Consider the following 13,513-nt stretch of genomic DNA (forward strand, 5'->3'; position numbering starts at 1 on the left):
AGCGCGACCTCAGACAGCTGGGGCCGAGCCCGCCTCGATCACCGCTCGCACGCACTTCGCGACGACCTCCGGGTCCACCTTGACCACCTGGCGGTCATAGGTCAGCAGGCCGTTGACCTCGTTTTCGACATCGGTCGTCTGGGTGTAGACGGCGCCGGACAGACCGCGCTCGGCCACCACTCGCTCCAGAGCGGCGCTCACCTCCGCGTAGCGCTCGGTGAGGCGTTCGCGCGTTGTCGTCATTTCGTACGCGTTCGGCGGGCCCGGCCAGCAGTGGCCGTCGAGGACGAGGCCGAGGCCGCCGTACTCGCCGTCGACCACCGCCCGGCCGTCGCCGACCGAGGGCTCGCCGGGGCCGACGTACGTGTGGTCGTCGTACACGTCACCCGCGCCGCTGTCCGGGCGGGAGAAGCAGCAGTTGACTCCGCTGTTCGCGATCACCAGGCGGGTCGGGTCGAGGGTCTTCACCAGCTCCGCGATGCGAGCCGTGTCGAACTCGCCCCAGCCCTCGTTGAACGGCACCCAGCCGACGATCGACGGGACCGCCCGCAGCTGTGTCACCATTTCGGCCAATTCCGCCTCGAACCGGGCACGGGCCTGCGGCACCGGGTCCGGCGCGATCCCCGGCGGGCCGTCGAACGTCGCCGTCAGCGACGGCATGTCCTGCCAGACGACCAAGCCCAGCTTGTCGGCCCAGAAGTACCAGCGGGCCGGTTCGACCTTGACGTGCTTGCGGACGAAGTTGAACCCCAGCTCCTTCGTCTTCTCGAGGTCGAAGCGCAGGGCGTCGTCCGTGGGCGCGGTCGAGATGCCGTCCGGCCAATAGCCCTGGTCGAGCGGGCCGTGCAAAAAAGTGACACGGCCGTTGAGGGCGATCCGCGGGCGGCCGCGCTCGTCCGGGACCAGGCCGACCGTCCGCAGACCGGCGTAGCTGCCGACCTCGTCCAGGACCGTCCCGTGCCGGTCGAGCAGCTTGACGTTCAGTGCGTAGAGATGTGGGTCGCCAGGTGTCCACAGGCGCGGCTCGGGGACGTCCACGCGCACCGACGTCCCGGCCGGGGCCGACGCGCGGGCCACCTCGCCGTCCGTGGTCGAAAAACTGACAACGACCTCGGTACCGCCGGTGACCTGCGGGAACACCGTCGCGCCGGTGAGGTCCGGGGTCAGCTCCAGCCGCTCGACGCGGGTCTCGGGCACCGGCTCGAGCCACACCGTCTGCCAGATGCCGGACGACGCCGTGTACCAAATTCCGCCGGGCGCGTTGCGCTGTTTTCCGACCGGGAACGGCTCGATGTCGGTCCGGTCCTCGGCCCGCACGGTGAGCTTCCTGCGGCCCCGATGAACGCAGGACGTCGGTGATGTCCGCGCTGAACGCCGTGTAGCCACCCTCGTGCGTGGCGACGAGCTGGTTGTTGACCCACACCTTCGCCATCTGGTCGACCGCGCCGAAGTGCAGCAGCACCCGGGAGCCGAGCCAGTCGTCGGGGACCTCGAAAAGGCGCCGGTACCAGCAGATCTCGTCGCGTCTCCCGATTCCGGACAACGCCGACTCGGGCGGGAACGGCACCAGGATCCGCTCGGCGTAACCGGACGGGCGTGGCTCATCCGGCGACGACGGCCAGCCCGCGTACTCCCAGACGCCGTTGAGGTTCAGCCAGCGCGGCCGGGTCAGCTGCGGCCGCGGGTACTCGGGCAGCGGCGGCGCGTCCGGGCCGACCTCGGCGGACCACGGCGTCGGCAGGGGCGGGTCGAGCCGGCGCCAGCCGGTGTCCTCGGGAGAAGTCATCCCCGCCGATGGTGGCAGAGATCCCCCGGCCCGCCAGTGATTCGCGTCACAGCGCCGGCGTGCCTAGCCGGTCGGCTAGTACGGGGGCCGCCGACACCTTCCGACTCGCGAGTAACCTCTGCCCATGCGTGTGCTGATGCTGTCCTGGGAGTACCCGCCCGTGGCCGTCGGGGGCCTGGCCCGGCACGTGCACGCGCTCGCCTGTCACCTTTCCCGACAGGGCCACGACGTCGTCGTGCTCTGCCGGCACGCCGCGGGCACCGACGCCGGGACGCACCCGCGCACCGACCGCGTCGTCGAGGGCGTGCGGATCATCCGGGTCGCCGAGGACCCGATGCACGTCACCTTCGAACGCGACCTCGTCGCCTGGACGCTGGCCATGGGGCACGCCATGGTCCGCGCCGCGAACGACCTGCTGCGCGGCTGGCAGCCCGACGTCGTCCACGCGCACGACTGGCTCGTCGCGCACCCGGCCATCGCGATCGCCGAGGCCGCGCGCGTGCCGCTGGTCGGCACGATCCACGCGACGGAGGCGGGGCGGCACTCCGGCTGGTTGTCGCACCCGCTGAACCAGCAAGTTCACTCGGTCGAGTGGTGGCTGGCGAACCGCGCCGACGCGCTGATCACCTGCTCGCAGGCCATGCGCCGCGAGGTCGCGCACCTCTTCGAGGTCGAGGCCGACGACGTCACCGTGATCCACAACGGCATCGAGGAACGCGGCTGGCAGGTGCCCGCGAAGGAGATCGCGCGCGCCCGCGAGGTCTACGGCCCGGCCGGGGCGCCGCTGTTGCTCTATTTCGGACGACTCGAGTGGGAGAAGGGCGTGCAGGACCTCCTGGCCGCTCTCCCCCGCATCCGGCGCCGGCACCCCGGCACGCGTGTGGTCGTGGCCGGAAAAGGGAGACACTTCGACGAGCTGGTCGAACAGTCGCGGAAGCTGCGGGTGCGGCGGGCCGTCGACTTCGTCGGGCACCTTTCCGACCGCGACCTGCGTGCGGCGCTCGCCGCGGCCGACGCCGTCGTGCTGCCCAGCCGGTACGAGCCGTTCGGGATCGTCGCCCTGGAGGCCGCCGCCGCGAAGGCGCCACTGGTGGCCTCGACCGCCGGCGGGCTCGGGGAGGTCGTCGTCCACGGCGAGACCGGGCTGGCGTTCAGCCCCGGCGATGTCGCGGAATTGGCCAACGCCGTGACGGCGGTGCTCAGCGATGCCGACGCCGCGGCGAAGCGGGCGCGGGCCGCGCAGTCGCGGCTGGCCGCGGACTTCGACTGGGGCCGGATCGCCGAGGCGACCGCCGCCGTCTACCGGCGCGCGAAGCCGGGCGAGCCCGTCGAGCTGCCGCGGCCGAAGATCGCCACCGGCAACGCGTTCGAGCCGGTCGCGGCCGGGATCCCGGAACTGTAGGTAGCGGACGGCTCAGAAGCGGCAGGGCCGGACGCACTCCGGCTGCGCCGCGGTGGGCACGGCCGTGGTCACGACGGTGCCGAAAGAGAACGAAAACACGACGAACGCGGCGGCGACGACAGCTCTCAACCTGCTGGTCATGGGGACTCCTCGGGGGCGACGGCGCGACAGGCGCCTCGCCAGCGAGCATCCGCGCCGCGTCCCGGGGAAACAATAAGCGGAACAGTAGGGGCCGGTACGTATTCGCCTTCCGTGATCGGTTCGTCCCGTTCACCGGGTTCCGGTGAGGATCCGCACGCGGACCTGCTCGCGCAGTGGTCCGTGCGGAGCGACCGCCGCCCGGACGCGCTCGGTGAACGCCGGCCTCGCGTCGGGGGCGGGCAGCTGCTCCGGGCTCATCGCCGAAAACACGCCACCGACGATCTCCTCGACGGTCAGCGTGGTCGCGTATTCGACCACGCGCAGGTCGACGGCGTATCCGGCGGCCGACAGCGCGTCGGCGTAGCGCGCCTGGCTCGCCGCGTCGGTGCCGCACGTCCGGTGCAGAGGGGTGCCTAGGTAGTCGGCGAGGACGTCGCGCAGCGCAGCCGACCACGCCGCGTCCTGGAGCCACAGCGGCTCGCCGTTGGTCACCACCGCGACGCCGCCGCCGGGGCGCAGCAGTGGGCGGGCCGCCTCGAACAGCCGCTCGTGGTCCATCCAGTGCAACGCCTGCGCGACTGTCAGCGCGGCCAGGCGGCTGTCGCCGAAAATCGGCGACAGCGCGCTGACGTCGGTGTCCGCGCCGAGCAGCCAGCTGACGTTCGGCTCGGTCGTCGCCCGGCGCGCCTCGGCGAGCATCGCCGCCTCCGGGTCCATGCCGAGGACCGCCCCGGCCCGCGGCGCCAAGGCGCGGGTCAGCTGGCCGGTGCCGCAGCCGAGGTCGAGCACGACGTCGTCGCGTGTCAGTTTGAACGACACGGCCGGCACGTCGGCCACCTCGGGCGGGTAGCCGCGGCGGAACCGCTGGTAGAACTGGCTCACTTCGCCGCCGAACGCCACTTGGGTCATTTCGCGATGATGACCACGCCGGCGCGCGCCCGGGTGCGGTTCCGCTCAGGGCGGATCAGAAGATCGGCAGCAGGACGCCGTGTTCGGATTCCGGACGCGGGCCGAAGATGCGGCGGTCGGCCTCGGCGATCGGGACGTCGTTGATGCTCGCCTCGCGCCGTCGCATCAGGCCTTCGTCGCTGAACTCCCACAGCTCGTTGCCGTAGCTGCGGAACCACTGGCCGTCGGCGTTGCGGGACTCGTACTGGAACCGGACGCCGATGCGGTTGCCGCGGAAGCCCCACAGCTCCTTGCGCAACGCGTAGTCCAGCTCGCGCTCCCACTTGCGGGTGAGGAACTCGACGATCTGCGCCCGCCCGACGACGTGCTGGTCGCGGTTCCGCCACACCGAGTCCTCAGTGTACGCGAGCGACACCCGCTCCGGGTCGCGCGTGTTCCACGCGTCCTCGGCGGCCTGGACCTTCTGGCGAGCGGTGTCTTCGTCGAACGGCGGGAACGGCGGGCGTGGGCTCATGGGATGTCTCCTTCCGGACACGGAGAACGTGCGTTCTCCGGCGCTTCCGATAGACTAGAGAACGATCATTCTCCGCGCCAGAGGCAGGTGACATGAATTCCACCGAGGCGACCGACCGGCTGCTGGAGGCCGCCGAGGACCTTTTCTACGCCCACGGCGTGCAAGCCGTCGGGATGGACGCCGTCCGCGAACGCTCTGGGGTCTCCCTCAAACGGCTCTACCAGTGCTTCCCGGCCAAAACCGACCTCGTCGAGGCCTACCTGCGGCGCCGGGACGAGCGCTGGCGGAGGTCGTTGCGCGAATTCGTCCACGCCCGCGGCGACGACCCACTGGCCGTGTTCGAGTGGCTGGAGAACTGGTTCGCCGAGCCGGGCTTCCGCGGGTGCGCGTTCATCAACTCGTTCGGCGAGTTCGGCGAACCCGCGCCGGGCATCGCGGCCGCCATCCGCGCGCACAAGGCCGAGGTGCGGGCGTACCTCCGTGGTCTCATTTCCGGCCAAGGCGTCGCCGATCAGGTGTTTTCGCTGGTGGAGGGCGCGACCGTGCTCGCCGCGATCACCGGCGAACCGGGCGAAGCGCGTACAGCGCGCGAAGCGGCGAAGGTGCTGCTGACCGGACAAAAATGAACCGGTCCGGTGGCGGGGAGCCGCCGCCACCGGACCGGTCCGGACCACACCATCCCAACCAGTGTGGATCCGGCCTCCCCTCGTCAGGTAGGGGAGGCCGGGGCCCCTGCTACCGGGCGTCCGTGAGGTACCGCGCGTAGGCACCCGTGGTGAGGAAGCTCGGCAGCTTCTCGCCCAGCGCGGTTTCGGTGAAGATCTCGTACGCGTCGTCGAGGCGGTTGCCCTCGCCCAGCTCGGCGCGCACCGACGCCAGCTCGTCGTTCAGGTACTCGACCGCCAGCTCGCGGGTCAGCGCCGTTCCGTCCTCGAGCTTCGTGCCGTTGCGGATCCACTGCCAGACCTGGCACCGCGCGATCTCCGCGGTCGCCGCGTCCTCCATCAGGTTGTGGATCGCCGCCGCGCCCGTGCCGCGCAGCCACGCGTCGACGTAGCGCAGCGCGACGTTGATGTTCGCGCGGACGCCAGCCTCGGTGACCTCGCCACCCGCGCTGGCCACGTCGAGCAGGTCCTCGGCGGTGACGTGGACGTCTTCGCGCAGCTTGCCGAGCTGGTTGGGCCAGCCGCCGAGCACGCCGTCGAAGACCTCGCGGCAGATCGGGACCAGGCCCGGGTGGGCGACCCAGGAGCCGTCGAACCCGTCGCCGGCCTCGCGTTCCTTGTCCGCGCGGACCTTCTCGGCAGCGATCTCGTTGACCGAAGGGTCCTTGCTCGGGATGAACGCGGCCATGCCGCCGATCGCGTGCGCGCCGCGCTTGTGGCAGGTGCGCACCAGCAGCTCGGTGTAGGCCCGCATGAACGGCACGGTCATCGTGACCTGCGCGCGGTCCGGCAGCACGAAGTCGGCGCCGTGCGCGGCGAAGTTCTTGATGAGGCTGAAGATGTAGTCCCAGCGCCCGGCGTTGAGACCGGCGGCGTGCTCGCGCAGCTCGTAGAGGATTTCGTCCATCTCGAACGCGGCGGTGATCGTCTCGATCAGCACGGTCGCGCGGATCGTGCCGCGCGGGATGCCGAGCTCGCGCTGCGCCATCAGGAAGACGTCGTTCCACAGCCGCGCTTCGAGGTGGTTCTCCAGCTTCGGCAGGTAGAAGTACGGGCCGACGCCGCGGGCCAGCAGCTGGCGCGCGTTGTGGAAGAAGTACAGGCCGAAGTCGACCAGGCTCGCCGACACCGGGCGGCCGTCGATGCGGATGTGCTTCTCGACGAGGTGCCAGCCACGCGGGCGCGCCACGATCGTCGCTGGCTCGTCGCCGATCGTGTACCGCTTGCCGGCCTCGGTGGTGAAGTCGATGTTGCGGCGGATGGCGTCGTAGAGGTTGATCTGACCGTCGATGACGTTGTGCCACGTCGGCGACGTCGCGTCCTCGAAGTCCGCCAGCCACACCTTCGCACCCGAGTTGAGCGCGTTGACCGTCATCTTGCGGTCGGTCGGGCCGGTGATCTCGACGCGGCGGTCTTCGAGACCGGGCGCGGTCGGGGCGACGTGCCACGACTCGTCGTCGCGGATCGCGCGGGTCTCCGGCAGGAACCCGAGCGGCTTCTCCCCGGACTGCAGTTCCTCGCGCCGCGTGCGGCGGGCGTCGAGCAGCTCGCGCCGGCGGCCGGCGAACGTGTTGTCCAGCTTGGCCAGGAAGTCGAGCGCCGCCGGGGTCAGGATCTCCGCGAACCGGCCCTCGACCGGGCCGGTGACCTCGATGCGGTAGTTCAGCCGATCAACCATGGGGTGCCTCCACGAGCTGTGCAGGGAAGGAAAGAAGGGAGGGACGCGGCCTGACGGCGGAGGGGGTGCCGCCGTCAGGCCGCGGCCGGGATCAGTGGAACTGGGCTTCCTCGGTGGAGCCCTTGAGCGCCGTGGTGGAGCTCTCCGGGTTCAGCGCGGTCGCGACCTGGTCGAAGTAGCCGGTACCGACCTCGCGCTGGTGCTTCGTCGCGGTGTAGCCGCGGCTCTCCGAAGCGAACTCGCGCTCCTGCAGGTCGACGTAGGCGGTCATGCCCTCGCGGGCGTAGCCGTGCGCCAGGTCGAACATCGAGTAGTTCAGCGCGTGGAAGCCGGCCAGCGTGATGAACTGGAACTTGTAGCCCATGTGGCCGAGCTCGCGCTGGAACTTCGCGATGGTCGCGTCGTCCAGGTGCTTCTTCCAGTTGAACGACGGCGAGCAGTTGTAGGCCAGCATCTGGTCCGGGAACTTCGCCTTGATCGCCTCGGCGTACTTGCGCGCCACCTCGAGGTCCGGCTCGGAGGTCTCCATCCAGAGCAGGTCGGCGTACTGGGCGTAGGCCAGGCCGCGCTCGATGCAGGGCTCGATGCCGTTGCGGACCTCGTAGAAGCCCTCTGCGGTGCGACCGCCGGTGAGGAACTGCTGGTCGCGCTCGTCGACGTCGCTGGTCAGCAGCGTCGCGGCCTGCGCGTCGGTGCGGGCGACGACCAGGGTCGGCACGTTCAGCACGTCCGCGGCGAGCCGGGCGGCGTTCAGCGTGCGCTCGTGCTGCTTGGTCGGGATGAGGACCTTGCCGCCGAGGTGACCGCACTTCTTCTCGGACGCGAGCTGGTCTTCCCAGTGCACGCCCGCGGCACCGGCGGCGATCATGCCCTTCATCAGCTCGAACGCGTTGAGCGGACCACCGAAGCCGGCTTCGGCGTCGGCGACGATCGGGGCGTACCAGTCGATGTCGGTGTTGCCCTCGGCCCAGCTGATCTGGTCGGCGCGGCCCAGCGCGTTGTTGATGCGGCGGACCACGGCCGGCACCGAGTTGGCCGGGTAGAGGCTCTGGTCCGGGTAGGTCTGGCCGGCCAGGTTGGCGTCGGCCGCGACCTGCCAGCCCGACAGGTAGATGGCCTGGAGACCGGCGCGCACCTGCTGGACGGCCTGGTTACCGGTCAGCGCACCCAGCGCGTGGATGTAGTCCTCGGTGTGCAGGAGGTTCCACAGCTTCTCGGCGCCGCGACGGGCCAGCGTGTGCTCCTCGACCACGCTGCCGCGCAGCTTGATCACGTCTTCGGCCGAGTAGGAGCGCTGCACGCCCGCCCAGCGGGGGTCGTTCGCCCACTGCGCGGCCAGCTCCGCGGCCGCCTGCTTGGCCTGTTCCGTCATCGGTTCTCCCGGTGTTGCGAAGTTTGCGATTGCTCGCCTTGCCTGATCTGACCCTTGCATGGCAGGCAAAATCCGGTCCAGTTGTCCAATTTGCCAATTTGTGCGAAGGGTCCGTACCCTGTTTGCAAAGCTTGCGAATCCGCCGGTTCGCAAGTGATCGAAAATCCGCGTTCTTGACCGTTCACGTAACCGTTCAGGGCCGGAAACCTTCCGGGAAGGAGGGCACGAATGGAGAAGACTTTCGCCGGCGCGCGGTTGCGGCACCTTCGCGAAAGCCGGGCGATGAGCCAGGCCGACCTCGCCCGTGTGCTGGAGATCTCACCCAGCTACCTCAACCAGATCGAGCACAACTCGCGGCCGCTGACGGTCCCCGTGCTGCTGCGGATCACGCAGGCCTTCGGCGTCGACACGGAGTTCTTCGCCAACAACGACACGTCGCGCCTGGTCGCCGACGTCAAGGAGGCCCTGCTCGACGAGTCCCTCGGCGTCGACGTCACCACGAGCGAGCTCAACGAGCTGGCGACGAACCTGCCGGCGATCGCGCAGGCGCTGGTCAAGCTGCACCGCAGCTACCGCAACGCCGTCGAGAACACCGCCGCGCTGACCACCGAAAACGGCCTGGGCCTGCATGGCAGCGCCGCCGCGCCGCTGCCGCACGAAGAGGTCCGCGACTTCTTCTACGAGCGCGAGAACTATGTCGCCGAACTGGACGAACGCGCCGAGAAGATGGCCGCCGACATCCCGCTGCAGCGCGGCCAGGTGCTCAGCGCGCTGAAGGAACGGCTTTCGCAGCGCTACGGCGTCGAGGTCACCAGCGAAGGCATCGACGAGTCGTCGGGGCAGCAGCACCGCTACGAGCCGGCGACGCGGGTGCTGCGGCTGGCGCCCAGCCTGCGGGTCGGGCAGCAGGCGTTCCGGATGGCTTCGCAGATCGCGCTGATCGAGTACGACGACCTGATCACCGAGCTGGCCGACTCGTGGGCGTTCTCCGGGCCGGCGGCGCGGTCGCTCGCCCGGGTCGGTTTGGCGAACTACTTCGCCGGGGCGCTGATCCTCCCCTACGGCCCCTTCCTGGCGGCGGCCGAGCGGTTCCGCTACGACATCGAGCGGCTGTGCGACCACTACGGCGTCGGCTTCGAAACCGTGTGCCACCGGCTGTCGACGCTGCAGCGGCCCAAGCAGCGCGGCGTGCCGTTCTCGTTCGTGCGGGTGGACCGGGCCGGGAACATGTCGAAGCGGCAGTCCGCGGCCGGGTTCCACTTCTCCCGCGTCGGCGGGGCCTGTCCCCTGTGGAACATCTACGAGGCGTTCACCCAGCCGGGCAAGATCCTCACCCAGATCGCGACCCTGCCCGACGGCAAGAGCTACTTCTGGATCGCGCGGACGGTGTCGCGCAACATCGGCGGCTACGGCAGCCCGGGCAAGACGTTCACCGTCGGCCTCGGCTGCGAGCTGCGGCACGCCGGGCGGCTCGTCTACTCGACCGGCCTCGACCTGGACGAGCCCGCCGCGGCGACGCCGATCGGGATGGGCTGCAAAGTCTGTGAACGCCCGGCGTGCTCGCAGCGCGCGTTCCCGACGATCGGCAAGCAGCTCACCGTCGACGAGAACACCAGCACCTTCGTCCCCTACCCGGCGGTGCCGAAGGGCTGATCAGCCGATCACGTGCGGGGTCCACTTCGCCTCGTCCGGGCCGAGCAGCGTGATCCGGCTCAACAGCTCGTGCGCCGTGACGCCCGCGGCCTGGGCCTTGTCGATCGCGACGCACGCCTGCAGCCCGCTCTTCGTCACGCATTCGGGCTTGCCGAGGCCGTCGGCGTGGCCGCCGGGGAGGGAGACCGTGATCGTCACCAGCGCACCGTTCGACGAGTACTGCAGCACCACCCGCCAGGGCACACCGTCGGTGTCGGGACGGCGCCACAGACCGGCGTCGGCCAGGTGGAACGACGAAGGCAGGCTCGAGACGTGCAGCGGCAGCGGAACCGCCCGGTTCGCGAACGTCACTTCCCCCGCCACGCGCGTCAGGATCCGCTGCAGGTCGAGCGCGGCGAGGTAGTAGGCGTGCAGCTGGGCCCAGCGACCGTCCGCGGTCGGCCAGCGCAGGTAGCTGTCACCGTGGTTGAGCGGGTCGTTCGCGTCGGCCGTCAGCCAGTAGCCGTCGCGGTCGCCGACTTTCTGCGGGACCCGCTTCGGCGTGCCGCTCAGGTCACGCGGGACGGGCGGCTCGCGGTCGGCGACCGACAGCCAGATCATCGGCGGCAGCTCGCCGCGGCCGATGGCCAGCGCGTAGTCGCCGTGACCTCCCGCGCCGTACTCGACGCCCTCGACCTGCTCCGGCAGCCAGCCGAAGCTCGCTTTCGCCACCAGCGGGTTGTCGGTGGGCACCGGCGCGACGGGTGCGGGCTGGGGCGCGACAGCCACCGGCGGCGGCACGGACGTGTGCCGGAAAACCGACACGGCCGTCACGCCGCCGGCCGCCACCACCGCGGCGCAGCCCACGACCAGGGCCGTGGTGCGCGCGCGGCGACGACGTCCTCCGGCCCGGCGCGCGCGGTCGACGTCGATCCGGGACGGCGGCGCGGGCTCGTCGGCCAGGTCCTTCAACATCGTGGTGAGCTCGTGGTCGGTCATGCCCGTCCCTCCCGGATCGGCTCGCCCAGCAGCTCGCGGAGCGTGTCCACGGCCTTCGCGGTCTGGCTTTTGACAGTCCCTTCGGAACAGCCCAGCGCCCGTGCGGTGTCCGCGACCGGCAGGTCGCCGAAGTAGCGGAGCACGACGGTCGCGCGCTGCCGGGCGGGCAGCCGGTCCAGCGCGGCCCGCAGGTCGAGCGCCGCTTCGACGTCCGGACCGGGCGCCGGGCGGTCGTGGTCGGTGCCGCGCAGGTCCACCCGTCGCCACCAGGACGTCCGCTGCTCGGCGAGGAACGTGTTGACCAGCGTCCGGCGCGCGTAGCCGTCCAGGTTGTCGGCGCGGACCGCCCGTGGCCAGTTCGTGTACAGCCGCGTGATCGCCGACTGGACCAGGTCGTCGGCCCGGTGCCAGTCACCGCAGAGCAGGTACGCGACCTTGCGGAACCAGCCCGACCGTGCGGTCACGTACTCGGTGAAGTCGTCCACCGGCGCCCCCTGTCCTGTTCGTCACCCCTTTGATGTGCCCGGAGGGCCGAACGGTTGCCCGAGTCGCGCGAGTCGTAGATTCATCGGGGTGCACGACATCGACACGGTGACCGCGGCGACGATCGAGAAGGCCGCCGAGCGGCTGGCCGGGGTGGTGACCCGCACGCCGCTGGAGCCGAGCGCGCGGCTGTCGTCCCGGGTGGACGCCCAGGTCTGGGTGAAACGCGAAGACCTGCAGACCGTCCGGTCGTACAAGATCCGCGGTGCGTACAACTTCATCGTCCAGCTCGACGAGGACGTGCGGGCCCGCGGTGTCGTCTGCGCCAGCGCCGGCAACCACGCGCAGGGCGTGGCGTACGCGTGCCGTCGGCTCGGCGCGAACGGCCGTGTGTACGTTCCGGGGACAACGCCGCGGCAGAAGCGCGAACGCATCGCGACGCTCGGCGGCGCGCACATCGAGGTCATCGTTGTCGGGGAAACGTACGAAGACGCCTTCGCCGCGGCCAACGAAGACGCCCAGCGCACCGGCGCGACGCTGGTGCCCGCGTTCGACGACGTCCGCACGGTCGCCGGGCAGGGCACGGTCGCCCTGGAAGTGATCGACCAGCTCGGATTCGTCCCCGACGTCGTGGTCGTCCCGGTCGGCGGCGGCGGACTGCTGGCCGGGGTCGGGAGCTGGCTGCGCGAGCGGCACCCCGAGGTGCGGATCGTCGGCGTCGAACCCGCGGGCGCGGCGTGCATGGCCGCGGCGTTGGCGGCCGGACGACCGGTGCGGCTGCCCGAGCTCGACTCGTTCGTCGACGGCGCCGCCGTGCGCGAGGCCGGCGCGGTCACCTACCCGCTGATCCGCGAGAGCGGCGCCGAGCTGACCGCCGTCGCCGAGGGCGCGGTGTGCACCGAGATGCTGGCGATGTACCAGTCCGACGGCATCATCGCCGAACCCGCGGGCGCGCTCGCCGCGGCCGCGCTCGGCTCGGTCGTCCAGGTCGAGCCGGGGCAGACGGTCGTCGTCCTCGTCTCCGGCGGCAACAACGACGTCAGCCGCTACAGCGAGATCCTCGAACGCTCGCTCATGCACGAAGGGCTGAAGCACTATTTCCTGGTCGGGTTCCCGCAGGAGCCGGGCGCGCTGCGTCGCTTTCTCGAGCAGGTGCTCGGGCCGGAAGACGACATCACCCGCTTCGAGTACGTCAAGCGCACCAACCGCGAGATGGGCCCGGCGCTGGTCGGCATCGAGATCGCCCGATCAAGCGACCTCCCGGGACTGCTGGCGCGGATGGACGCCAGCCCACTGCAGGTCGAGCGGATCGAGCCGGGGAGCCCCCTGTTCCACTTCCTGCTCTGAGGTCGTGGTCCACTGGGTGGATGACTGACGGAGTCCGCAGTGTCGAGGCGTTGCGCGAAAAAGTCCACGAGGGTGCGGAGCCCGAATACCTGCTGTTCTACGGGCACACGCCGTCGAAGTCCGGCCGTGTGACGGCGAGCTGCCTGAGCCAGTGGTGGCTCGACCCGTTCGAGGCCGACGGTGTCCGCTACCCCACCGCCGAGCACTACATGATGGCCGGCAAGGCCGAGCTGTTCGGCGACCACGAGAAGGCGGCGCTGATCCTCGCCGCCCCCGACCCTAAGACGGCGAAGGTGCTCGGCCGCGAGGTCGCCGGGTTCGACGCGGACGTCTGGGAGCGGCACCGGTTCGACATCGCCGTCGACGGCAACCTGGCCAAGTTCCGGGCCCACCGCGACCTCCGCCGGTTCCTGCTCGGCACCGGCGACGCCGTGCTCGTCGAAGCGTCCAAGAAGGACCTCGTCTGGGGCAGCGGACTCGCGCGCGAGGAGAAGAACGCGACCAAGCCGGACTACTGGCGTGGGCTGAACCTGCTCGGCTTCGCCCTCATGGAGGTTCGGGACCAGCTGCGCGCCCGCATGTGAT

General features: G+C 70.6%; 12 protein-coding genes and 1 pseudogene. 5 read left to right on the forward strand and 8 right to left on the reverse strand.

Features of this window, described 5'->3' with window-relative positions; translation table 11 throughout:
• Positions 1-9: 9 nt before the first annotated feature.
• Positions 10-1,786 (reverse strand): annotated as a pseudogene (locus tag QP939_RS02615) (glycoside hydrolase family 2 protein).
• Between the two features lie 124 nt (positions 1,787-1,910).
• Between QP939_RS02615 and QP939_RS02620 the strand changes: the two are divergent.
• Positions 1,911-3,188 carry a glycosyltransferase family 4 protein gene (locus tag QP939_RS02620; protein ID WP_285454888.1) on the forward strand — a complete coding sequence of 426 codons (1,278 nt, stop codon included), beginning with the start codon at positions 1,911-1,913 and terminating at the stop codon, positions 3,186-3,188.
• 12 nt (positions 3,189-3,200) lie between these two features.
• On the opposite strand, the gene QP939_RS02625 is transcribed toward QP939_RS02620, so the two are convergent.
• From QP939_RS02625 to QP939_RS02635, 3 genes are all read right to left on the reverse strand, one after another.
• Positions 3,201-3,329: a hypothetical protein gene (locus QP939_RS02625; protein ID WP_285454889.1), complete on the reverse strand. Its 129-nt coding sequence runs from the start codon at positions 3,327-3,329 to the stop codon at positions 3,201-3,203.
• A gap of 129 nt (positions 3,330-3,458) precedes the next feature.
• Positions 3,459-4,238 carry a class I SAM-dependent methyltransferase gene (locus QP939_RS02630; RefSeq protein WP_285454890.1) on the reverse strand — a complete coding sequence of 260 codons (780 nt, stop codon included), beginning with the start codon at positions 4,236-4,238 and terminating at the stop codon, positions 3,459-3,461.
• A gap of 55 nt (positions 4,239-4,293) precedes the next feature.
• Positions 4,294-4,752, reverse strand: a complete 459-nt coding sequence (locus QP939_RS02635) for a nuclear transport factor 2 family protein (protein ID WP_285454892.1) — start codon at positions 4,750-4,752, stop codon at positions 4,294-4,296.
• A gap of 92 nt (positions 4,753-4,844) precedes the next feature.
• On the opposite strand from QP939_RS02635, the gene QP939_RS02640 reads away from it, so the two are divergent.
• Positions 4,845-5,378, forward strand: coding sequence for a TetR/AcrR family transcriptional regulator (locus QP939_RS02640; RefSeq protein WP_285454893.1), 534 nt, complete (start codon positions 4,845-4,847; stop codon positions 5,376-5,378).
• A gap of 109 nt (positions 5,379-5,487) precedes the next feature.
• On the opposite strand, the gene aceB is transcribed toward QP939_RS02640, so the two are convergent.
• Together aceB and aceA are read right to left on the reverse strand one after the other, a co-directional pair.
• A complete protein-coding gene (gene aceB, locus QP939_RS02645; protein WP_285454894.1) occupies positions 5,488-7,095 on the reverse strand; it encodes a malate synthase A in 1,608 nt (535 codons plus the stop codon).
• 91 nt (positions 7,096-7,186) lie between these two features.
• A complete protein-coding gene (gene aceA, locus QP939_RS02650; RefSeq protein WP_285454895.1) occupies positions 7,187-8,467 on the reverse strand; it encodes an isocitrate lyase in 1,281 nt (426 codons plus the stop codon).
• A 228-nt stretch (positions 8,468-8,695) separates the two neighbouring features.
• Here aceA and QP939_RS02655 point away from each other — a divergent pair, with 228 nt between their 5' ends.
• On the forward strand, positions 8,696-10,120 hold the full coding sequence (locus QP939_RS02655; RefSeq protein ID WP_285454896.1) for a short-chain fatty acyl-CoA regulator family protein: 1,425 nt from the start codon (positions 8,696-8,698) through the stop codon (positions 10,118-10,120).
• Here the strand turns inward: QP939_RS02655 and QP939_RS02660 are convergent, their stop codons facing one another.
• Both QP939_RS02660 and QP939_RS02665 read right to left on the reverse strand, forming a co-directional pair.
• Positions 10,121-11,098, reverse strand: coding sequence for a hypothetical protein (locus QP939_RS02660; protein WP_285454898.1), 978 nt, complete (start codon positions 11,096-11,098; stop codon positions 10,121-10,123). It lies immediately after the preceding gene.
• Entirely contained in the window at positions 11,095-11,583 is a 489-nt protein-coding gene (locus QP939_RS02665) for a SigE family RNA polymerase sigma factor (protein WP_285454900.1), read from the reverse strand. Before QP939_RS02665 ends, QP939_RS02660 begins: the two co-directional genes overlap by 4 nt.
• Before the next feature lie 88 nt (positions 11,584-11,671).
• On the opposite strand from QP939_RS02665, the gene ilvA reads away from it, so the two are divergent.
• Together ilvA and ybiA are read left to right on the forward strand one after the other, a co-directional pair.
• Positions 11,672-12,928: a threonine ammonia-lyase IlvA gene (gene ilvA, locus QP939_RS02670; RefSeq protein ID WP_285454901.1), complete on the forward strand. Its 1,257-nt coding sequence runs from the start codon at positions 11,672-11,674 to the stop codon at positions 12,926-12,928.
• Between the two features lie 20 nt (positions 12,929-12,948).
• The gene (ybiA, locus tag QP939_RS02675; protein ID WP_285454902.1) at positions 12,949-13,512 is read left to right on the forward strand and encodes a riboflavin biosynthesis intermediates N-glycosidase; all 564 of its coding nucleotides are present in this window, start codon (positions 12,949-12,951) and stop codon (positions 13,510-13,512) included.
• Position 13,513 lies beyond the last annotated feature (1 nt).

Source organism: Amycolatopsis nalaikhensis, from assembly GCF_030264295.1.
GTDB lineage: Bacteria > Actinomycetota > Actinomycetes > Mycobacteriales > Pseudonocardiaceae > Amycolatopsis > Amycolatopsis nalaikhensis.